The sequence below is a fragment of the Pelomonas lactea genome (genome assembly GCF_043555885.1).
GTDB classification, from domain to species: domain Bacteria; phylum Pseudomonadota; class Gammaproteobacteria; order Burkholderiales; family Burkholderiaceae_C; genus Pelomonas; species Pelomonas lactea.
In genome coordinates this window covers 760106-781731 of the sequence record NZ_JBIGHX010000001.1, presented here as the reverse complement: position 1 = coordinate 781731, position 21626 = coordinate 760106, and the positions used below count along the sequence as shown (strand labels likewise).

The window sequence follows — 21626 nt, the reverse complement described above, 5'->3', positions numbered from 1 at the left end:
CTCGCCCAACCTCGCGTCGCTGAACGCGAGCGAGTCTGGTCGGCCCCCCGAGGGGGCGGCGATGCCCGCGGCATCGAGCCGCGAGCACATCGCCAGCGCGGGCCGGCTTGGGAGCGGCCCGGCGCTCGGCCCGCAGGAAATGCTTGACATGAGAGCGACCTGGCGCGCCGACCTGATCGCCGGAGCCGTTGTCGCCGTGCTGCTGATTCCGCAGAGCCTGGCCTACGCGATGCTGGCCGGCCTGCCGCCGCAGACCGGGCTGTACGCCAGCCTGCTGCCGCTGCTGGCCTACGCCGCTTTAGGCTCCAGCCCGGTGCTGGGCCTGGGGCCGGTGGCCGTGCTGGCGCTGATGATCGCGCAGGCGCTGGCCGGGCTGCCGGCCGGCGTCAGCGCCGAAGCCGGCGCGCTGGTGCTGGCCGCCGAGGTAGGCGGGCTGCTGGCGCTGGCGGCGCTGCTGCGGCTGGACGCGCTGTCCAGCCTGCTGTCGGTGCCGGCGCTGCGCGGCTTCGAGAACGGCGCCACGCTGATGATCGCGGCCAGCCAGGTGCCGGTGCTGCTGGGCAGCGCGGCCACCGGCGCCACGCTGCCGGGTCTGGCGCTGGCCACCGCGCAGGCGGGCGTGAAGCCGCTGAGCCTGGCCTGGGGCGTGGCCGCCATCGGTCTGCTGCTGCTGTCGCGCCGCGCCGGCTCGCGCACGCTGGCGCGCCTGGCGCCGCTGCTGCTGCTGGTGGCGGCGATGGGGCTGTCGGCCCTGACGCCGGCGGCCGACGGCGTGGCCCAGGTGGGCGCGCTGCCGCAGCTGGCATTGCCGCTGGCGCTGCCGTCACTGGACGCGGCGCTGTGGCTGCAGTTGCTGCCATCCGCCGCGCTGGTCGCGTTGATGGCCTTCGTGTCCAGCCTGGCGGTGTCCGAGTCGCTGGCACAGCGGCGCGGCGAGAAGGTGCTGCCGGCCGCGGAGCTGCGCGGGCTGGCGGCGGCCAACGTCGTCGCGTCGCTGACCGGCGGCATGCCGGTGGCGGGCAGCTTCTCGCGCAGCATCCTGCTGCACGAGGCCGGCTCGCAGAGCCGCTGGGCGCTGGTGTTCGTCGCCGGCTTCATGGGCCTGGCCATGCTGATGCTGGCCGGGCCGCTGGCGCATCTGCCCAAGCCGGTGCTGGCGGCCACCATCGTCGTCGCCGTGCTGGGCGGCTTCACGGCGCGCCACTACCGCGAGGCCTGGCGCTATGCACGGGCCGAGGGGTTGCTGATGGCGGCCGTCACGGCGGCCGTGCTGCTGTGGAGCGTGGGCGCGGCGCTGGCCATCGGCGTGGTGGGCTCCATCGCGCTGCTGATCCAGCGCACCGCGCAGCCGCATGTGGCGCGCATCGGCCGCGTGCCGGGCACCCAGCATTACCGCAACCTCGAGCGCCATGCCGTCGAGTGCCAGCCCGAGGTGGTGGGTCTGCGTATCGACGAGAGCCTGGTGTTCACGAATGCCCGCGGGCTGGCCGACGTGGTGCTGGCCCACGTGCGCGCGCACCGCGCCAGCGTCGGCGAGCCCCGGCGCGTGCTGATGCTGATGGCGCCGGTCAACCACATCGACGTGTCGGGGCTGACCGCGCTGCAGGAGCTGCACGCGGCGCTGCAGGCCGAGGGGCTGCGGCTGGAGTTCTCCGAGGTCAAGGGGCCCGTGCTGGACCGGCTGAAGGCCGTCGGCTGGCTGGAGCGCTACGACGTGTCGCTCTACCTCAGCCACCACGAGGGCATCCAGGCCGGCCAACATGACCTGAGGCCCAGTCTGGCCGACCACGACGCCCCCGGGCAGCTGTAGCGCTGTTCTGCTACCGTCTTGGGCCAATTAGCGCTCGAGACGCCATGAACGACAAAGAGACCTTGCTCGGCATCCGCCGTGGCATCGAGAAAGAGAGCCTGCGCGCCCTGCCCGGGGGCGGCCTGGCGCTGACGCCGCACCCCGCCGCACTGGGTTCGGCGCTGACGCACCCGCACATCACGACGGACTACAGCGAGTCGCAGCTGGAACTCATCACCGGCGTTCACGCCGGTGTGGAGAACTGCCTGCAGGAACTCACCGAGATCCACCAGGCCGTCTACCGGGCCCTCGCCGACGAGCGGCTGTGGGTCAGCTCCATGCCCTGCGGGCTGCCGGCCGACGAGACCATCCCCATCGGCCGCTACGGCAGCAGCAATGTGGGCCGCGCCAAGAGCGTGTACCGCATGGGCCTGGGTCAGCGCTACGGCCGGCGCATGCAGACCATCTCGGGCATCCACTACAACTGGTCGCTGCCGGGCGTGTCCACCGAGGGCTATTTCGGCGCCATCCGCAACTTCCGCCGCGAGGGTTGGCTGCTGCTGTACCTGTTCGGCGCCAGCCCGGCGCTGTGCGACAGCTTCGTGCATGGCCGCGACCACGGCCTGCAGCGCCTGGCCGACCACACGCTGTACCTGCCGCACGCCACGTCGCTGCGCATGGGGCGGCTGGGCTACCAGAGCGATGCGCAGTCCAGCATCTCGGTCAGCTACAACTGCCTGGAGAGCTATGCCCGCTCGCTGCAGGACGCGCTGTCGCGCCCCTACCCGGCCTACGAGGCCATCGGCGTGCAGACGCCGGGCGGCGACTACAACCAGCTGTCCACCAGCCTGCTGCAGATCGAGAACGAGTTCTACAGCACCATCCGCGCCAAGCGCGTGATCCGCTCCGGCGAGCGGCCGCTGCACGCGCTGCGCGAGCGCGGCGTCGAGTACATCGAGGTGCGGCTGATGGACCTGGACCCGTTCGAGCCCGTGGGCATCGGCGCCGACGCGATCCGCGTGCTCGACGCCTTCCTGCTGCACTGCCTGCACAGCGACAGCCCCGACGACACGCCGGACGAGATCGCCGCCAACGCGCGCAACCAGCATGCGGTGGCCGCGCGTGGCCGCGAGCCGGGCCTGGTGCTGGAGCACTGGCAGGGCGGCGAGCGCGCGTTGGCCGACTGGGCGGCGCAGATCCTGGCCGGTTGCGCGACCCAGGCCGTGGCGCTGGACGCGGCACACGGCGGCAGCGCCTACCGTGACGCGCTGGCCCGCGTGGCCGAGCGGCTGCGCCGGCCTGAGCTGTGCCCGTCGGCGCGCGTGCTGGCCGTCATGGCGCAGGACTTCGACGACAGCCACGTCGGCTTCATCCGCCGCCAGAGCGACGCCACCCGCGCCGCGCTGCTGGCATTGCCGTTCCCGGACGCCCTGCAGCGGCGCTTCGAGGCGATGGCCGCCGAGTCGCTGGCCGAGCAGGCGCGCATCGAGCGGGCCGACACACTGGACTTCGAGACCTTCCGGCGCTTCTACGTTGCGCCGGAGCGCATGACCATCTGATCGTCAAAGACGGAGTCGCTGAAGTCCTGCCGGGCATCGGGCTGCTGCGAGCGCAGCGCCCACTGCGCCAGCTCCTGGGCCGGCATGGGCCGCGCGAACAGGAAGCCCTGCAGCTTGTCGCAGCGCTTGGCGCGCAGCACGGCGGCCTGGCCTTCCGTCTCCACGCCCTCGGCCACCACCTCCAGGCTCAGGGCATGGGCCAGCTCGATGACGGCCTTGACGATGGCGCGTGCGTCGGCGCTGGTCTCCAGGTCCTGGATGAAGCTGCGGTCGATCTTCAGCTGCGACACCGGCAGACGGCGCAGATAGGCCAGGCTGGAGTAGCCGGTGCCGAAGTCGTCGATGGACAGGCTCACGCCCAGCGCGCCCAGCCGCTGCAGCACGCGCTCGGTGGCGGCGGCGTCCGCCATCGCGACAGACTCGGTGATCTCGCAGCTCAGCTGCGCCGCGGTCAGCTGGTGGCGCGCCAGCGCCTGCTGCAACCGCTGCAGCAGCGCCTCGGGCTGGCGCAGCTGCTGCACCGACAGGTTGATCGCGACGCGCAGCTTGAGGCCCTGGCCGCGCCAGTCGGCGATCTGGCGGCAGGCCTCGTCGATGACCCAGTCGCCCAGCGCGATGATGAGCCCGAAGCGCTCCGCCACCGGGATGAAGGCGCCGGGGCTGACCGGACCGCGCCGTGGGTGCTGCCAGCGCAGCAGCGCCTCCACGCCCAGCACGCGGGCCGTGTCGCCGGCCACCTTGGGCTGGTAGTGCAGCGCCAGGCCCGCCCCGCCGGCCTCCAGCGCTGCGCGCAGGTCGCGGGCCAGCTCCAGCTGGTCGCGCACGCCGTCCTGCATGTGCGCCTCGAAGAACGCGAAGCCGTTGCCGCCGCTGCGCTTGACCGACTGCGCGGCCGAGTCGGCCTGGCCGATGAGGATGCGGCTGGCGATGTCGCTGCCGCTGTGCACCGCGATGCCGATGGAGGCCGACAGCCGCAGCGGCTGGCTGGCCTCGCCGGTGCCGGTGGCCATGGGCTCGGCCAGCGCGTCCAGCAGCCGCTGTGCGATCTGCGCCAGCGTCGCCTCGCCGGCCTCGCCCTCCAGCAGCACGACGAATTCATCGGCACCCAGCCGGGCCAGCGTGTCGTGGCCGCGCGCCTGCGCCTGCAGCCGCGCCGCCACCTCGCGCAGCACGGCGTCGCCCGCGGCGTGGCCGAAGGAATCGTTGACGGGCTTGAAGCCGTCCAGGTTCAGCATCAGCACCGCCACGCCGGTGCCGTCGCGCCGGCCGCGCGCAATCGCGTGGCTGATGCGGTCGTCCAGCAGCTGGCGGTTGGACAGGCCGGTCAGCGGGTCGCGCAACGCCTGTTCGGCCAGCTCCGTTGTCGCCTCGTGCAGGGACTGCTGCAGGCCCGCGGCGCGGCGCCGCAGCCGGGTGTCCAGCAGTGACGTGAACAGCGTCAGCAGCAGCAGCGCCAGCGTGGCGCTGGCCACCAGCGCGGCCAGGTTGTCGCCGCGCAGCCCGTTGGTGCTGAGGCACACGCTGCCCTCGGCGATGCCGGCAGCGGCCATGCCGGTGTAGTGCATGCCCGCCACGGCCGCGCCCATGACCAGCGCCGCGGCCAGCTGGCCCTGCCGGGCCTGCGCGGCGGACAGCCGGCGCAGCCAGAAGAAGATGATCAGCGCCGCCGCCGCCGCGCCGGTGGCCACGCCGGCGGAGGCGGCCACCAGACCCCAGTGCCAGCGGATGCCCGGGGCCAGCACCAGTGCCGCCATGCCGGTGTAGTGCATGCCGCAGATGCCGGCGCCCATGCTGACGGCGCCCAGCGTGAGCCGCTTCACCGTCAGCCGGTCCAGCGCCGCCACGCGCAGTGCGATGGCCGACACGGCCACCGCCGCCAGCCAGCTCAGCGCCGTGATGGCCTTGTCGTAGCCGGTCGCGAACGGCAGCTTCAGCGCCAGCATGCCGATGAAGTGCATCGCCCAGATGCCGCTGCCCATGGACAGCGAGCCGGCGAACCACCAGACCTTGGCGGTCTGCGCGTCCGGCGTGCGCACCCGCTGCGCCAGGTCCAGTGCCACGTAGGAGGCGAAGGCGGCGGTCAGGTAGGACAGCACCACGACCCCGGGGTCGAAGCGCAGCGCGAGGTCGGCAACGGGCATCGGACCAGTATGCAAGGTATGCGCAAGCCTGGCGCGCCGTGGCCCGGGCGCCGGTGCGGCAGCCTTCACGGCCACCCCGATTCAGGCGCAAAAAAAGACCCGGTCAGCTGTGCTGCCGGGTCTGCAAGCCCTCGAGGGGAGGGCGTCGTTGGGAAGGTCCACTGTAGGCGCCGCCCCGCCGTGCGGGCGGGCACTATTCACGGCGAGCTGTCGATAATCCGACGATGAAACCCGCCGCCGAATCCCTCTCCGAAACCGACCTGGAGCACCTGCAGGCGCTGCTGGACGCGCTGCCCGCGCCGCTGGAGCCGCTGGACGTCAGCATGGTGGACGGTTATCTGTGCGGCGTGCTGCTGCAGCCCGAGGCCGTGCCCTTGTCGGCCTGGCTGCCGCCCATCCTCGACAGCGAGGGCCGGCCCACGCCAGCCCGTGTGAACGACGAGTTGCTGGCCCTGCTGCGCCGTCGCCACAAGGAGCTGAACGTGGCGATTGCCGGCCGGCAGTGGTTCGACCCGTGGATCTTCGAGCTCGACGAGAGCGACGACCCCAGCGAAACCGTGCTGCCCTGGGTGGCCGGCTTTGCGCATGCGCTGGATGCGCATCCCGCGCTGATGCAGTTGCCCGAGGAGCCGCTGCTGGAGCCGCTGGCGGCGATCTACCTGCACCTGGACCCGGACGATCTGGAAGACGCTGACGCGCTGCTGGAGGAGATCGAGTCGCTGGAGCCGCCGGCGGATCTTGAGGAGGCCGTCGAAGGCCTCGTCAGCGCGGTGCTGATGCTGGCGGATGTGTCGCGGCCCCTGAAGCCCACGGCCCGGCCCGGGGCGCGTCCCGCGCCGCACCCGGCGCAACGGCGCCGGACCGCGCCGCCCCGCCGCTGAGGCGCCGGGGCTGCCTGGGCCGACGCGAGGTGCCCGCGTTCAGCGGGGCGCCTTGGGGTCGGCCGTCTGCCGCTTCATCCAGGTGCTCATCTCCCACAGCGTGTGGCCGATGGACTCGCGCGCCGAGTAGCCGTGCGACTCGTGCGGCAGCACCACGTAGCGCACCTGGCCGCCGGTGCCGGCCAGCGCCTGGTAGAAGCGCGCCGACTGGATGGGGAAGGTGCCGGGGTTGTCGTCACTCTCGCCGTGGATCAGCAGCAGCGGCTCCTTGAGCTTGTCGGCGTAGTTGAACGGCGACAGCTTCAGGTAGACGTCCTGCGCCTCCCAGTAGGTGCGGCGCTCGCTCTGGAAGCCGAACGGCGTCAGCGTGCGGTTGTAGGCGCCGCTGCGCGCGATGCCGGCCTTGAACAGGTCGGTGTGGGCCAGCAGGTTGGCCGTCATGAAGGCGCCGTAGCTGTGGCCGCCCACCACCATCTGCTGCGGGTCGCTGACGCCCAGCTCGGCCGCCTTGTCGATGATGGCCTTGGCGTTGGCGGTGATCTGCTCGACGAAGCTGTCGTTGACGGTCTTGGGGTCGCCGACGACGGGCATCGTCGCGTCCATCAGCACCACGTAGCCGTCCAGCGCCATCATGACCGGGCTGGTGCCGGCCAGCTGCACGAAGCGGCTGCCGGAGCCGCTGACCTGGCCCGCCGTGGACGCGTCGGTGAACTCCAGCGGGTAGGCCCACACCAGCGTCGGGCGGCGCTGGCCGGGCTGGTGGTCGGGCGGCAGGTACATCCAGAACGACAGCTCCACGCCGTCGGCGCGCTTGAACTTCACCAGCTCGCGCTTGAGGGCGCGCAGCTGCGGCGTGGGGTCGGTGTTGCGCGTGACGGGCTGCATCTGCGCGAAGCCGTCGCCGCTGCGCAGCACGAGGTTGGGCGGCTCGGTGGCGCTCTCGCGGCTGGTCAGCAGGCGGCCGTCGGCCAGCAGCGTGATCGGGCGCTCGTAGTGCGTGGTGCCCGAGCGGAACAGCCGCGTGGGCTTGCCTTCCTTGAGGCTGACGCTGTCGATGAACGGCAGGTCGCCGTCCTTGCTGGCGCCGGCGCCGGCGAACAGCAGGCGGTCGCCGCCGTCCACGCGGGCGACGTTGCGGCCGTTGGGCAGCAGGCGCAGCAGCGGCTGGCCGGGGTCGTTGTAGCGGTCGCGCCAGGAGCGGTCCTGCAGGCGCTGCGGGGTGGCGGCGCCGTCCAGCGCGAGCAGGTCGGTCGTCACCCACAGGCGGTCGCGGTCGAAGTCGGTCACCAGCGCGCGCGCGCTGCCTTCGACGAACAGCAGGCTGCTCAGCCGGCCGGCCGTGCGGTGCACCTCGCGGGCCTCGCCCTGGTAGGGCGGGTCCAGGCGCATGAGCCGGTCGCGCTGGGGCACCTTGTTGCGCTGGTCGCCACCGTCCAGCGCTTCCACCCAGTAGACGGCGCCGTCGGCCTGCGGCGAGCTGCTGAAGTTGCGCGGGCCGGTGATGACGCCTTCCACCGGCACGCCTTCCTTGAGCTTGACGGTGCCCAGGTCGCGCAGCAGCTGGCCCTTGGCATCACGCAGCTCGACCTGGCGGGCGAAGTCCTGCCAGGTGACCTGGTAGCTGAACGGCGGCACCAGGCGTTCGGTCAGCAGCGTGCCGTGCTGGCCGACGACCTCGAGGTCGGCGTAGAGCCCCGGCGTGCCGATCTCGCGCGACGCGCCGGTGGCCAGCTGGATGCGGCGCAGCGCGGACGTCGCGTGGTGCACGAACAGCGCCTCGTCCTGGGCGTTCTTCAGCAGGTCCTGCAGCGTGCGCTCGGGCGACGTGCGGCCCATGGATTCCTGGATGGCAGGCCCGCTGGGCGCGTCGAACACCGGCGCGGGGCCGCGGCGCTCGGGCACGGTCAGCGCGACGATCTCGTCAGCGCCGATCCAGGCGACCGACGTGCCGAGGACGGTGTTGAGCTTCACGCCCTTGACGGGGCGCACCTGGCCGGTGGCGGCGTCGCCCACCCACAGCTCGGTGGCGCTGGCGGTGCGGCGGTTCAGCAGGAAGCGCCGGCTGTCGGGCGACCAGCGCAGCGCCGAGAAGCTGCCGCCGGCCGGCAGCTTGACGATGCGCTCCGGCGCGCCGGGGTTGGCCAGCTCGCGCAGCGTGATGGACTCGATGTGACCGGTCAGCTGCGGGCTGCTGGCGGCCGCGTCGATGCGCAGGCCGGCCAGGCGCAGCACCGGTCGCGCCAGCTCGGCCACGCCGCGGTAGCGCCGCACGCCGACGCTGGCGAGGGTGCGCTGGTCGGGCGACAGCGCGTGGCCGGGCAGTGGCGGGGCGTCCAGCACGGCGCGGATCTCGGCCGAGGGCTGCTGGTAGGTGGCGGGTTCGGCCGCGTGGGCCGCGGTGGCGGCCAGGGCGGCGGCGGCCCAGGTGAGGGCTTTCAACATGAGGTGCGCGTTCGGGTGAGGCGAAGCCGCGCAGCCTACCAGCGCCGGTGCGCGGCGCTCAGGCGCTGCCGAACAGCCGCTGTGCGTGCAGCCCCAGCCCCGTCGCCACCGACGCGAAGCGGTCGCCCGTGACGCGCGCCGCGCCGGGGAAGCCCGCCGCCATGCCGTCAACCAGCAGGCGCAGGCCGGTGGAGCCGCCGGTGAAGTACAGCGCGTCGACCTGCTCGGGCTTCAGGCCCGCCAGCGCCACGGTCTCGTGGGCCGTGGCGATGATGCGGTCCAGGTCGGCGCGCAGCGCGTCCACGGCGGTCTTCTCGCTGAGCGGCAGCACCAGGCCGGTCTCGACGTGGGAGAGGTCCACCGTCGTGTCGGCGCCGCCGGAGACGGCGATCTTGGCGCCCTCGGCGCGCGCGGCCAGCTCGTGGCCCAGGCGCTCCTCCAGCACCGTCATCAGCCGCGCGTGCTGGCGCACGTCGTTGAACCAGCTCTTCATGTTGCGCCACTCGGCCACGCGCAGCGGCGAGTAGCAGGTGTTGATGAGGTGCCAGGTGGCGAGGTCGAAGTAAATGCCGCTGGGTATCTCCCGCCCGCTGGGGCCGGTGGCGCGGTAGCCGAACTCGGGCAGCAGGCCGGCCAGCTCGATGTGGCGGTCGAAGTCCGTGCCGGCGATGTGTACGCCGTGGCTGGCCAGGATGTCGTCGCGCCGTGCCAGCCGCTGCACGCGCTCGGGGCCCACGCGCACGAGGGAAAAGTCGCTGGTGCCGCCGCCGATGTCGGCCACCAGCACGATCTGCTCGCCGCGGCCTTCGCGGATGGCCTGCTGCTCGAAGTCGAACGCGGCGGCGATGGGCTCGTACTGGAAGTGCACGTCCGTGAAGCCCACGGCGCGCGCGCAGGCCTCCAGCTGCGCCTGCGCGGTCGCGTCGCGCTCGGGCTCGCCGTCGACGAAAAACACCGGCCGCCCCAGCACCACCCGCGTGGGCTCGCCGGCCAGGCGGCGCAGGCGCTTCAGGTAGCCCGACACGATGTCGGCGTACTTGGCGCCGCGGCCGCCGCCAACGTCGGTGGTCTGGTCGATGAGCGCCGAGCCGAGGATGCTCTTCATCGAGCGCATCAGCCGGCCGTCGTGGCCTTCCACGTAGGCGGCCACGGCGGCGCGGCCGAAGGCGCGCGGCGGGCCGTCGGCGTCGTGCCGGCCCTCGGCAAAGTAGAAGACGGCCGTGGGCATGGTGCGCTGGCCGGGCTCCAGCTCGATGAGCCGCATGGCGCCATCGGCGCCGGGGATGGCGACGGCGGAATTGGACGTGCCGAAGTCGATGGCGCAGAAGGGAGGCGCGGCAGACATGGTGAATTACCGGCCCTGGGGCCAGTCCTGACAAGGGGCGCGGATTCTAGGAACACAATCGCGCGCCTGTTCACGGAGACATGATGAAGACGCGCCATTTCGCCCTGATCCTGCTGACCGCCGCCCTGGCCGGCTGCAGCCAACGCTCGGAGCAGGAGCTGCTCGCTGCTGCCCAGAAGCGCATCGAGCAGAAGGATGCGGCCGGTGCCGTCATCGAGCTGAAGAACCTGCTCCAGAAGAACCCCGAGAACGCCACCGGCCGCCACCTGCTGGGCAAGTCGCTGCTGGAAGCGGGTGACATGGCCGGCGCCGAGATCGAGCTGCGCCGCGCCTGGGACCTCGGCGCGCCGCGCGACGAGCTGGCGCCGCTGCTGGCGCAGACGCTGCTGCAGTCGGGCCAGGCGCGCAAGCTCATCAGCGAGTTCGGCGAGCAGAGCCTGGCCGACCCCAAGGCCATGTCCACGCTGCTGCAGCAGCTGTCGATGGCCTACCTGACGCAGGGCAACCTGACCGAGGCCAAGGCCGCCGCCGTGAAGGCGCTGCAGCTGGCGCCGCAGGACGAGGGCGCCGTCATCGTCAGCGCGCGTACCAAGCTGGCGGGTGGCTTCGCCGACGAAGCCGTCGCGCAGCTGGACGAGCTGCTGTTCCGTTCGCCCAAGGTCGTCAAGGCCGTGCAGCTCAAGGCCGAGGTGCTGCTGGCCCGCGGCAAGCCGGACGAGGCCGAGCCGCTGCTCAAGCGCGTGCTGGACCTGGACCCCGGCAACTACGACGCCCGCTCCCTGCTGGTGCGGCTGGCGTTCGGCCGCCAGCAGCTGGACGAGGCCGCCAAGCTCATTGAAGGCATGCCGCCCGCGCTGGCCAAGAAGCCGCAGGGCCGCTTCCTGCAGGCGCAGCTGGCGCTGGCAAAGAACGATGCCGCCAAGGCCCGCGAGCTGGCGCTGCCGCTGCTCAAGCTGATGCCCAACTACCTGCCGCTGCTGCGCCTGGCCGCCGGCGCGCACCAGCAGCTGGGTCAACTGGCCGACGCCGAGAACCTGCTCAACCAGGCGCTCAAGCTGGCGCCCGAGGACGGCGGCCTGCGCCGCCAGTACGCCGGCCTGCAGCTGCAGGGCCGCTCGCCCGCCAAGACGCTGGAGACGCTGCGCCCGGTGCTGGACAGCGGCAAGGCCGATGCCGAGACGCTGCTGCTGGCCGGCAAGGCGCAGCTGATGCAGGGCAATTTCGAGGGCGCCGACCGTGCCTTCGCCGCCGCCGCCAAGCTGCGCCCCGACGACGCCAAGACCCAGGCCGCACTGGCGCTGACCGCCATTGCCCGCGATGCCGTCTCGCCCGGTGGCGGCGGACGCGCCAAGGCCGACGCGGCGCTCAACCAGCTGCGCGAGCTGGCCGCCAAGGACAGCGGCAGCAACTACGACCTGATGCTGGTCAATTCGCTGATGCGCCGCCAGGACTTCCCGGCCGCGCTGGCCGCGCTCGACAAGCTGGCGCCCAAGATGAAGGACAGCCCCGTGCCGCCGGCGCTGCGTGGCCGCATCCTGCTGGTGCGCAAGGACGTGGCCGGCGCGCAGGCGGCCTTCGAGGCCGCGCTGAAGGCCGACGCCGGCTACCTGCCGGCCGCGCTGGGCCTGGTGGCCATCGACCTGCAGGCCAGCCGCACGGAAGCGGCCGTCAAGCGGCTGGAGGCCTTCGTCGCCAACCAGCAGCATTCGGCGCAGGCCCGCCTGGCGCTGGCCGAGCTGCTGCTGCAGACGCATGCGCCCGCCGAGCGCGTGACGGAGGTGCTGAACACGGCGGTGCGCGAGGAGCCCAACGAAGCCGCGCTGCGCCTGGCGCTGATCGACCACCAGCTGCGCCTGGGCAACGTCCCTGCCGCCGCGCAGGCCGCGCAGGAAGCCACGGCCGCGCAGCCGCTGAACCCCGACCTGCTGGAGCGCCTGGCGCGCACGCAGCTGGCCTCGGGCGACAAGGCCCAGGCCGCCAAGACCTATTCGCGCCTGACCGCGCTGGCGCCCGCGCGCGCGCACGGCTACCTGGGCCTGGCGCAGCTGCGCTTCGTCGACAAGGACTACGCCGCCGCCGAGCGCGAGGTCAAGCGCGCGCTGGAGGCCGAGCCGGGTTCCGTCACGGCGCAGCGCCTGCTGATCCAGCTCGCGATGCGCCAGGGCCGGCTGGACGAGGCCCAGGCCGCGCTGCGCGAGCGCCAGAAGAAGTACCCGCAGGAGGCGTACTCGCTGGTCGTCGAATCCGACCTGGAGCTGCACCGCCAGCATCCCGACGTCGCGCTGGCGCTGCTGCGCAAGGCCGTCGCGCTGCCCGAGCCGGGCGACGCCGCGCCGCGCCTGTTCGCGCTGCTGCTGGCCAGCAAGAAGCGCGACGAGGCGCTGGCCTTCGAGACGCAGTGGCTGGCCACCCACCCGCAGGACACCTCGTTCGCGACCGCAGTGGCCGACGTGACGCTGGCCCGTGGCGACTTCGACGGCGCGCTGGCCCGCTACGAGGCGCTGCTCAAGCGCTACCCGGACGCCGTGCCGCTGATCAACAACGTCGCCTGGCTGCGCAGCAAGGTCGGCAAGCCTGGCGCTCGTGAGCTGGCCGAGCGCGGCCTCAAGCTGCGCCCCGATGACGCCGCGCTGCGCGACACCTACGCCACCGTGCTGGCGGGTGACAAGCAGTTCGACAAGGCCGTCAGCCTGCAGCGCCAGCTCATCGCCGACCAGCCCGATGAGCTGTCGTTCCGGCTCAACCTGGCGCAGATCCTGATCCAGTCCGGCAACAAGCCGGCCGCCAAGGCGGAGCTGGAGAGCCTGGCGAAGCTGGGCAAGAAGTTCCCGCAGCAGTCCCAGGTCGAGGCGCTGCTGAAGACGCTCTGATCAGGCGTTGTAGAAGCCGAACTGCATGTCGGGCTTGCGTCCGGCGATGAGTTCGGCCATCGCCCGGCCCGAGCCGGCGCCGTGCGTCCAGCCCAGCGTGCCGTGGCCGGCGTTCAGCCACAGGTTGCGCGCGCGGCGGCTGCGGCCGATGTAGGGAATGTTGGTGGGCGTGCTGGGCCGCAGACCGGTCCAGTAGTTGGGCTCGGAGGTGTCCGCCACGCCGGGGAACAGCTCCTCGTAGCGCTTCACCAGCGCCGCGCAGCGCACGCGGGCCGTCGGCGAGTCCAGGTTCAGGTCGAACCCCGACAGCTCGGCCGTGCCGGCGATGCGGATGTGGTCGCCCAGCCGCGAGATCGCGATCTTGCGGCTGTCGTCCAGCAGGCTGACGACGCTGGCGGCTTCAGGCCTCTTCAGCCGCAGCGTCGCCGAGTAGCCCTTGGCCGGGTAGATGTTCAGGTGCTCGCCCAGCGGCCGCACCAGCTCGGGCGTGTACGAACCCATCGCCGCGACGAAGGCATCGGCCTTCACGGTCTTGCGCTCGCCGCTGCGCACGTCGGCGATCTGCACGGCCTCGATGTCGTCACCGGCGCGCTGCAGCGCCAGGATGTCGTGCTCGTACAGGAACTGCGCGCCGCGCGCCGCGCACAGCGCCGCCAGCTTCTGCGTGAAGACCTTGGCGTCGCCGCTCTCGTCGCTGGGCGTGAACGTGCCGCCGGCCACGCGCGAGCCGAATGCGGCCAGCGCCGGCTCCACCTTGAGCACCTCGTCGCGGTTCAGCACGCGGCGGTCCACGCCGTGGCGGCGCATGATCTCGGCGCCCGCCGCGCCGGCGTCGAAGTCTTCCTGGGTGGAGAAGAAGTGCAGGATGCCGCGCTCCAGCCGGTCGTACTCGATGCCGGTGCTGGCCACCAGGGCCTTCAGCGACTCGTGCGAGTAGCGGCCCAGCTGCACCAGCTCCTCCACGTTGCGCTCGAACGCCGCGGTGGTGCACTGCGCCAGGAAGGCCAGGCCCCAGCGCCACTGGTTGGGGTCCAGCCGCGGGCGGAACAGCAGCGGCGAGTCGTCGCGCAGCAGCCACTTGGCCACCTTGAACGGCGCACCGGCGTTGGCCCAGGGCTCGCAGAAGCTCACCGAGATCTGCGCGCCGTTGGCGAAGCTGGTTTCCAGCGCGGCGTCGCGCTGGCGGTCGATGACGATGACGTCGTGACCTTCGTCGAGCAGATACCAGGCGGTGGCGATGCCGATGATGCCGGCGCCGAGGACAACGATCTTCATGAGCGGCCTAGAGCGGTTGCAGGAGGAGTTGTAAACCCAGGCCGGCCATCAGCAAAGCGACCAGCCCGTCGAGGACCCGCCAGGTGTGGGCGTTCTGCAGCTTCGGCGCTGCGGCGGCCGCACCAAAACCCAGCAGGCCAAACCACATCGCCGACGCGACGCAGGCACCGGCCGCGAACGCGGCGCGCAGCTCCGGCGGCTGGCGCGCGCCCAGCCCGCCCAGCAGCACGACGGTGTCCAGGTAGACGTGCGGGTTCAGATAGGTGAAGGCGAAGGCTGCCGACAGCGTGGCGCCCAGGCTGGTGGCCTGGCCGGCCGCCGACAGGCCTTGAGACGGACGCCAGGCGCGCTGGGCGGCCAGCACGGCATAGCCCAGCAAGAAGGCCGCGCCGCCGAAGCGGAAGGCCTCCAGCAGCAGCGGGCTGCCCTGGATCAGCGCGCCCAGGCCGAACACGCCCAGCGCGATCAGCAGCCAGTCCGACAGCGTGCACACGGCGACGACGGCGCCCACATGCTCGCGTTTCAGCCCTTGTCGCAGCACCAGCGCGTTCTGCGCGCCGATGGCCAGGATGAGCCCGGCGCCCATGGCCCAGCCCTGCGCGAAGACGGCAGGCGCGGTGGCGGTGGCGAGCGAGGCGGGCATCCGCGTCATTCTGCGGAGCGGCCACGAATTCAAGAAGCTGGATTCATATTATTCGATCTACATTAGATGAACTTATGAGCGATTTCGATCCTGCCGCGTTGGACTGCCTGGCCGCGCTGGCCGACGAGCAGGGCTTCGAGCGCGCCGCGCAGCGCCTGTCCATCACGCAGAGCGCCGTGTCGCAGCGGCTACGCACGCTGGAGGCGCAGGTGGGCCAGCCGCTGGTCGTGCGTTCCCGGCCGCTGCGTCTGACCGAGGCCGGCAAGGTGCTGCTGCGCTTCGCCCGCCAGTTGCAGGCGCTGCGCGTGGACGTGGCCCGGGAACTGGGCGAGCGCGTCGCGCCGCAGTCGCGGCTGGCCATCGCCGTCAACGCCGACAGCCTGGCCACGTGGGTGTTGCCGGCCCTGGATGCGCTGGTGCAGCAGGGGCTGCGCGAGGGCTACGGGCTGGAAATCGTCGTCGACGACCAGGACTTCACCCACGACAGCCTGCGCCAGGGCGCGGTGCTGGGCTGCGTGTCCACGGTGGCCGAGGCGCTGCAGGGCTGCCGCGTGCAGCCGCTGGGCGTGATGCGCTACGTGGCGGTGGCCAGCCCGGGCTTTCTGGCGGCGCAACTGCCGGAGGGGCTGCACGCCGGCAACTTCGCCGACACGCCCTTCCTCGTCTTCAACCGCAAGGACGACAGTCAGGTGCAGTGGGTGGCCCAGGCCTTTGGCGTGCGCGCGCCGCGGCTGCGCGAGCGCTTCGTGCCGTCCAGCGAGGCCTATGTGAGTGCCGCCGTCATGGGCTGGGGCGTAGGCGTGGCGCCCGAGATCCAGGTGCGCCCGCTGGTGGCATCAGGTCGCCTGGTGGTGCTCAAGCCGGACATCGGCGTCGACGTGGCGCTCTACTGGCACCAGTGGCAGTTGCAGGGGCGTGGCGCCCTGCTGGATCAGATTGGCCAGGCGCTGGCGGAAGGTGCCCGCCGGGCACTCGCGTGATCAGCGGCGCTGCGGCGCCGAAGCACCGTCGGCCGGTGCGGCCACGGCCTGGGACACAAGCAGTGCATCGGGCGTGATGGCGCCGGGTTGTACGGCATGCGCGACCCACAGCGTGCCGGCGACGACGAAGCCGATCAAGCCGTTGGCGATCCATCTCAGTGCGGTAAACGTCATGCGGGAAAGCCCGAACTTCCAAAAGACCGCGCAGCTTACGCGTATCCGCACCGGTTTGGATCGATACAGTTGGGGAGGCGCGCTTCATTTGCAATCACGCAACGCTCAGCCGGTGATGCGAATCAGCCACAAACCCCGATGGCCATTGGGCCTGGACCCACCCTGAACGTGTGGTATTTGGAGCTGGGGCAATATTTACTGACACCTGCGCCGATCGGTTGTCACACGAATCCCTCACACTGGCTGCACTGAGTCGATGTGGTTGTCGGCTCACCACGCAAAGAGGCCTGTCATGCGATTCGTACCAGCGCTGCGTTTTTTCCGCCGTGACGCTGCCGTTCGCAGCGAGCCGGACCCGGCCGACCTGGGTACCGCCTTCGGCCTGGATGCCTGCCTCGATGGCGGTGGCATCAGCGAATACCGCAGCCAGCCGCAAACCGACTTCCTGGAATCGCAGTCCGGCCGTGCCGCCGTTGCGCAGGATTCGCCGCTGAGCTGGCTGTCCCGGCGCACCGCCTGACGCCGTCGGTCTGCACCGGCTGGCGCTGAGCAATGGCTCGGACGCGCCTGCTAGGGGCGGCCTTCTAGCGCCTCGGTTCTAGGTGGCCGCAGCGCCTTGTGCAGCAGGTGGTAGGCCAGCAGCGGCAACGGCATCCGCAGGCTGTGCGCCCGGATGTAGAGCGCGCGATTGCACCAGGCGGTCCACGCGTTGGCCGTGCTGGCATGCTGGGGGCGCAGCGTGCGCTCGTAGATGAAGTCCAGCAGGCGGGCGCGCCACGTCGGCGTCAGCGCTGCGCCGCTGGACACCAGCACGTCGGCCGGGATCGGCGTCAGCAGCACGCGATTGCAATGGCGCAGCGCCAGGCGCAGCGGCTGCTCCAGCCCGTGCGCGTGGGCGCGGGCCAGCAGCTGCGGCCAGAAACCCGCCGCAGTGGAGAAGTGCCGCATCAGCAGGTCGAGGTCGCTGAGGTCGCGCAACAGGTTGTCGGGCTCGCCTTCGTGGAAGAGATGGGCGGCGCTGTGCAGCACCATGTCCACCGGGCACAGCACGCGCACGCCCGGCACCTCTGGCAGTTCGACGCTGTCGCGCAGCAGCGCGGCCGTGTCGACGTGGCTGCGGCTGGTGGGCGGCAGCAGCGTGTGGTGCACGTCCAGCGCGCTGCCGCGGAACAGGTGGACCAACGGCGGCAGCTCGTGCATCCAGCGGCGGTAGTAGCGCTGGTCGTAGGCGTCGAGCTTGTCGCCGGTCCAGCCGTTCAGCGTCAGCAGGGACTCGGCCTCGTCCAGCACCTGGCGTGGCAGCAGGATGTCCACGTCGGAGAACACGCGACCGCTGGCCGCAGGCAAACCGGCCATCACATAGGCCGCGCCCTTGAGCAGGATCAGCGGTTCCCGCAGGGGGCGCAGCACGCGCTGCAGTTGGGCCACCTCGTAGCGCACCGACAGGTGTTGTCGGGCCGCCATCGTCGCAGCCGACTGCAGGTGCCGGGCGGGCCGCTCGGGCACGCAGACGCCGTGGCCGGCGAGGTGGTGGTGCAGGCGTCCGAGCAGATTCGCGTGCCGTGCCTGGCGGACCAGCAAATCCCAGTCGGGCAGGGTCAGTTCGTCCGCTGCGCGGCCATCGCGCAGCACCCGGGTCAGCAGCGGCAGCGTCATGGGTGACTGCGCGCCAGCTCGTCGAAGACCCGCATGGCGTCGTCCAACTGCCCATAGCGGAAGCTGAAATGGTCGCAACGCGCCGTCAGTTCGCCGACCGCCTCGAAGCCCTGGCGGCCGAGGACGGCATAGTTCATCGCGTTGTCGGCGATCTGCAGGAAGGCATGTCCGCGAGGCATGGGCTCGAGTGTCGCCGCGGCGCCGGCCTGGTATTTCGGCAGCACCATCCAGCAGGGGACGGCCGGGCGCGTGCCGGCGTGCACGCTGGCCGCGGGCGGCGCCATCAGGGCCACAGTGCCCTTGGTCGTGTCGTGCACCGGCCGCGTCATGAAGGCTTGCGGCGCGAATCGGCGGATGACGTCGATGGACGCGTTCTTCAGGTTGACCGGGCGCGCCAACCCCCAGACGCGGCTGCCGTCGAAATCCACCAGCGTCAGCTCGTCGCTGAGCAGTTGCCAGCCGCGGTTGACCAGCGCCGCGCACAGGGTGCTCTTGCCCGAGCCAGGCGGCGCCGGCAGGATGACGGCCCGGCCGTCGCGCGCCACGCAGGCGGCATGCAACACGAGCAGGTGATGGCTGTAGGCTGTCACGCACCAGTTCAGCCCCCACTCCAGCATGGGCAGCGCCTGGGCGCGCGGCAGCGGCGTGAACGGCGTGACGCCGTCGGCGAGAAACCGCGCCTGTGGGCGCAGCCAGCGGCGCAGGCCGGGGGCGGACGACACCTCCACATGGAAATCGATCATGTCGCCTTCTGGCGCCAGTGCGTGTTCGCCGTACAGCGTCAGCAGTTCACCGGTGATGCCGCTGACGTCAGTCCGCAACGAGCAGTTGAAAGGCCCCGTCACCAGGCGCAGGCCCGGGCCGGTCAGCCGGGCCCGGCTCTCGGCGGGATGGAGATCCTTCAGGCGCTTCAAGCGGCCTCGCCGGGATGCGCCAGGCCGGCCTGGGCCAGCTCGGCCAGCGCCGCATCGACGGCGTCGGCCGCGACCAGCGGATCGGCGCCGGACTCGTCGACCGACAGCACATGGCTGACCAGCCGCGTCTTCGCCACCGCCCGGGGGCTGGCGTCGACCAGGCACTCCAGCAGAAAGCGCGTCAGCGGCGCCAGCAGGCGGGTCTCGGTGGTGTCCGGGTCAAAGCACACCGCGCCGTCCGGGAACTCCCGGAACAGCAGGTTCAGTGCAGAGGTGCTGGCAATCCAGCCGGCTTCGGCTCTCGCGGCGTCGCCCGCGGACATGGGGCTCAGAGGGGCTGCAGGCCGCTCAGGAACCTCAAGTAGCCGATGACCTGCGCCTTGTTCCACTTCTTGGACTGATTGGGCACCACGTACCCCGTGCCGTCGATGACGGCCGCGTTCCACATGTCGCGCAGTGTTTCCTTGAGCGGGAAATTGGAACCGTTGGCATGCGCCCAGGCGGTCACGTAGCAGGCCATGAACAGGCCGGTGTCGCTGTCGTCGGCCGCGGCCATCCAGTCGCTGACGACCGTGCCGCCGTAGCTGCCGGTCTTCACGCCGAGCGTTGCCGCCAGCGCCGTGCCCTTGTGGATGGTCAGGACGGTGCTGTTCTTGGTCCGGTAGCGGTATTCGTAGACGGGGTTGCCGTAGCTGTCCTTGCCGATCTGCACCGCTGTGACGCGCGGCCGCCAGATGGAAGCGGTTTCCGACGGGTCGGCGCAGGTCTTGGGGCCGCGGCTGAGGTTGCCTGACACCGAGAAGCCGGACGGCAGCTTGCAGGAGCAGGCCACCACCGAGGCGGGCTTCAGCGTCACCAGCGCCGGGGCACCGATGGCGCCGGCACGCAGCAGGTTGCGGCGAGTCTGGGAAACACCACGCACGGCCACAGCCGCCGGTTGCTCGGGCGTGTGCTGCGGGTCGTGGGGATGGTGTTCACTCATGACAAGGGCCTCGTGGAACCGATTTGCTCTCTGGGGATGGCGGGCGACGACCGGGAGGACGCGGCACTCAGCAGTTTGGGTGGAAGTGTTTCACACAAAGCCGGTGGGACGATGTCGGTCGCCCCCTTGATTGGGTGGGCGATTTTCGGGGTTATTTGGGGGTTCAGAGCGCGGCTGACGAAAAGGTGTCACAGGCCCGCAGTTCGCCGGCATCCAGGCCGCGGCGGAACCAGCGCACGCGCTGGGCGCTGCTGCCGTGGGTGAAGCTCTCGGGCACGACCGTGCCCTGGCTGCGCTTTTGCAGCGTGTCGTCGCCGATCTGGGTGGCCGCGTTCAGCGCCTCCTCGACGTCGCCGGGCTCCAGCCGCCAGCCCTGGGTCTGCTGGGACAGGCGCGCCCAGACGCCGGCATAGCAGTCGGCCTGCAGTTCCAGCCGCACGCTCATCGCGTTCATCTCGCGTTCGGACACCCGGCCCCGGGCGCGGTCCAGCTTCTCGCTGGTGCCCATCAGGTTCTGCAGGTGGTGGCCCACCTCGTGCGCGATGACGTAGGCCTGGGCGAAGTCGCCCGGGGCGCCGAGGCGGTCGCGCAGCGTGTCGTAGAAGCCGAGGTCGATGTAGACCTTGCGGTCGGCCGGGCAGTAGAACGGCCCCATGGCGGCCTCGCCGCGGCCGCAGGCGGTGGGTTCGCTGCCGCGGAAGACGCGCAGCTTCGGTGCGGCGTATTGCTGGCCGCTGCGCTGGAAGTAGGCGCCCCAGACGTCCTCGGTGCTGCCCAGCACGCGCTTGACGAAGACGTAGCCGGGGTCGTTGGCCCCCGAGTCCCCGGCCGGCGCCTGCACCGGCGCACCGCCCCCGCCGCCGCTGAGCAGCCCCAGCACCGTCAGCGGGTTGACGCCCAGCACCCACGACGCCAGCAGCGCGATGACGATGCCGCCCAGCCCCAGGCCGCGGCCACCGATGGGAAGCCCACCTCTTCCGCTGCCGCCCCGGGCGTCTTCCACGTTCTCGCTCTCGCGCTGGCCTTCCCACTTCATGCGGTTCTCCTGGCAATCGGCCCATCCTACGGCCCATTCCCGCGGCGCTGCAGTTCGTCGCGCGGTGCGGGCGGCGCAGGCGCGGGCTGGCCACACTGCCGCCGCATCGCAGAACACGGAGTCCCGAGATGAAGAAGCTTGCCCTGCTGATCCTGAGCGCCACGCTGGCCTGCGGCACCGCGCTGGCCGGCGACAACGACTGGCACCTGCACATCAAGAAGGAGGCCGACGGCTGGACGGCCCGCCTCAGCGGCCCCATCGAGTACGGCAGCGGCAAGCACCGCATCCGGGGTTCGGGCGTCAAGGTCGAGAAGCCGCGGGCGCTGGCGGCGTTCACCAGCCTACGCATCGACGGTCCCTTCGATGTGCGCCTGACCCAGGCGGGCAGCGACCAGGCCACCGTCGTCGCCGACGACAACATCGAGCCGCTGGTGGAGACGGTTGTGGAGGGTGACACGCTGGTCGTGCGCCTGAAGCGCGACGCGGGGTTCACGACGCGGTTGTCGCCGACGGTGCGCGTCGATGCCCGTGCGTTGCAGGCGGTGACGATCAACGGTTCCGGCGATCTGTCCGCGGAGCGTTTCAAGGCCGACCGGCTGGCGCTGCGCGTCGACGGCTCGGGCGACGTGGCGCTGGGGCTGGTGGAGCTGAAGGAGCTGAATGTCGACATCCACGGCTCCGGCGACGTGCGCGTGGCCGGCCGGGCCGAGCAGCAGCAGTGGAAGATCCACGGGTCGGGCGATGTGGACGCCACGGCGCTGTCCGGCCGCGCGGCGCGGGTCGAGCTGCATGGCTCGGGCGACGTGTCGCTGGGCGTCACCGAGCAGCTGGATGCGCGGTTGAGCGGATCGGGCGACCTCAGCTACGCCGGCCGGCCGCAGTTGCGCCAAAGCGTCACGGGCTCGGGCGAAATCCACCGCCGCTGACGGCGGGCTGGGT

18 protein-coding genes are annotated in these 21626 nt (G+C 71.6%); 7 read left to right on the top strand and 11 right to left on the bottom strand.

Translation table 11 applies throughout. From position 1 onward, the window contains the following. Nucleotides 1-148 precede the first annotated feature (148 nt). Together ACG04Q_RS03495 and gshA are read left to right on the top strand one after the other, a co-directional pair. Nucleotides 149-1810, top strand: coding sequence for a SulP family inorganic anion transporter (locus tag ACG04Q_RS03495; protein ID WP_394509429.1), 1662 nt, complete (start codon nt 149-151; stop codon nt 1808-1810). 44 nt (nt 1811-1854) lie between these two features. Beyond that, nucleotides 1855-3348, top strand: coding sequence for a glutamate--cysteine ligase (gene gshA, locus ACG04Q_RS03490; RefSeq protein WP_394509428.1), 1494 nt, complete (start codon nt 1855-1857; stop codon nt 3346-3348). Here gshA and ACG04Q_RS03485 read toward each other — a convergent pair. After that, nucleotides 3318-5489, bottom strand: coding sequence for a putative bifunctional diguanylate cyclase/phosphodiesterase (locus ACG04Q_RS03485; protein ID WP_394509427.1), 2172 nt, complete (start codon nt 5487-5489; stop codon nt 3318-3320). The genes gshA and ACG04Q_RS03485 overlap by 31 nt on opposite strands. Before the next feature lie 224 nt (nt 5490-5713). Between ACG04Q_RS03485 and ACG04Q_RS03480 the strand changes: the two genes are divergently transcribed. Further along, on the top strand, nt 5714-6370 hold the full coding sequence (locus ACG04Q_RS03480; protein WP_394509426.1) for a YecA/YgfB family protein: 657 nt from the start codon (nt 5714-5716) through the stop codon (nt 6368-6370). 39 nt (nt 6371-6409) lie between these two features. Here the strand turns inward: ACG04Q_RS03480 and ACG04Q_RS03475 are convergent, their stop codons facing one another. Both ACG04Q_RS03475 and ACG04Q_RS03470 read right to left on the bottom strand, forming a co-directional pair. After that, the gene (locus ACG04Q_RS03475) at nt 6410-8812 is read right to left on the bottom strand and encodes a S9 family peptidase (protein ID WP_394509425.1); all 2403 of its coding nucleotides are present in this window, start codon (nt 8810-8812) and stop codon (nt 6410-6412) included. A 58-nt stretch (nt 8813-8870) separates the two neighbouring features. Then, nucleotides 8871-10157, bottom strand: a complete 1287-nt coding sequence (locus ACG04Q_RS03470; RefSeq protein WP_394509424.1) for a heat-shock protein — start codon at nt 10155-10157, stop codon at nt 8871-8873. Between the two features lie 83 nt (nt 10158-10240). Between ACG04Q_RS03470 and prsT the strand changes: the two genes are divergently transcribed. Beyond that, complete coding sequence (gene prsT, locus ACG04Q_RS03465; protein WP_394509423.1) at nt 10241-13027, top strand: XrtA/PEP-CTERM system TPR-repeat protein PrsT; 2787 nt, start codon at nt 10241-10243, stop codon at nt 13025-13027. On the opposite strand, the gene ACG04Q_RS03460 is transcribed toward prsT, so the two are convergent. Continuing rightward, on the bottom strand, nt 13028-14302 hold the full coding sequence (locus ACG04Q_RS03460; protein ID WP_394509422.1) for a D-amino acid dehydrogenase: 1275 nt from the start codon (nt 14300-14302) through the stop codon (nt 13028-13030). It abuts the gene before it with no gap. A gap of 7 nt (nt 14303-14309) precedes the next feature. Further along, nucleotides 14310-14945 (bottom strand): LysE/ArgO family amino acid transporter, encoded by a 636-nt coding sequence (locus ACG04Q_RS03455; RefSeq protein ID WP_394509421.1) that lies wholly within the window; start codon nt 14943-14945, stop codon nt 14310-14312. A 74-nt stretch (nt 14946-15019) separates the two neighbouring features. On the opposite strand from ACG04Q_RS03455, the gene ACG04Q_RS03450 reads away from it, so the two are divergent. After that, a complete protein-coding gene (locus tag ACG04Q_RS03450) occupies nt 15020-15925 on the top strand; it encodes a LysR family transcriptional regulator ArgP (protein WP_394509420.1) in 906 nt (301 codons plus the stop codon). On the opposite strand, the gene ACG04Q_RS03445 is transcribed toward ACG04Q_RS03450, so the two are convergent. Next, nucleotides 15926-16099, bottom strand: coding sequence for a hypothetical protein (locus ACG04Q_RS03445; RefSeq protein WP_394509419.1), 174 nt, complete (start codon nt 16097-16099; stop codon nt 15926-15928). Between the two features lie 292 nt (nt 16100-16391). Between ACG04Q_RS03445 and ACG04Q_RS03440 the strand changes: the two genes are divergently transcribed. Then, nucleotides 16392-16619, top strand: a complete 228-nt coding sequence (locus ACG04Q_RS03440; RefSeq protein WP_394509418.1) for a hypothetical protein — start codon at nt 16392-16394, stop codon at nt 16617-16619. A gap of 50 nt (nt 16620-16669) precedes the next feature. Here the strand turns inward: ACG04Q_RS03440 and ACG04Q_RS03435 are convergent, their stop codons facing one another. From ACG04Q_RS03435 to ypfJ, 5 genes are all read right to left on the bottom strand, one after another. After that, nucleotides 16670-17755, bottom strand: a complete 1086-nt coding sequence (locus tag ACG04Q_RS03435; protein WP_394509417.1) for a nucleotidyltransferase domain-containing protein — start codon at nt 17753-17755, stop codon at nt 16670-16672. Further along, the gene (locus ACG04Q_RS03430; RefSeq protein WP_394509416.1) at nt 17752-18669 is read right to left on the bottom strand and encodes an HprK-related kinase A; all 918 of its coding nucleotides are present in this window, start codon (nt 18667-18669) and stop codon (nt 17752-17754) included. Before ACG04Q_RS03430 ends, ACG04Q_RS03435 begins: the two co-directional genes overlap by 4 nt. Then, entirely contained in the window at nt 18666-18992 is a 327-nt protein-coding gene (locus ACG04Q_RS03425; RefSeq protein ID WP_394509415.1) for a hypothetical protein, read from the bottom strand. The genes ACG04Q_RS03430 and ACG04Q_RS03425 overlap by 4 nt, the downstream gene beginning before the upstream one ends. 5 nt (nt 18993-18997) lie before the next feature. Next, on the bottom strand, nt 18998-19651 hold the full coding sequence (locus tag ACG04Q_RS03420) for a hypothetical protein (RefSeq protein WP_394509414.1): 654 nt from the start codon (nt 19649-19651) through the stop codon (nt 18998-19000). Nucleotides 19652-19814: 163 nt separating this feature from the next. Next, nucleotides 19815-20687 (bottom strand): KPN_02809 family neutral zinc metallopeptidase, encoded by an 873-nt coding sequence (ypfJ, locus tag ACG04Q_RS03415; protein WP_394509413.1) that lies wholly within the window; start codon nt 20685-20687, stop codon nt 19815-19817. Between the two features lie 128 nt (nt 20688-20815). Between ypfJ and ACG04Q_RS03410 the strand changes: the two genes are divergently transcribed. Further along, entirely contained in the window at nt 20816-21613 is a 798-nt protein-coding gene (locus ACG04Q_RS03410) for a head GIN domain-containing protein (RefSeq protein WP_394509412.1), read from the top strand. Nucleotides 21614-21626 lie beyond the last annotated feature (13 nt).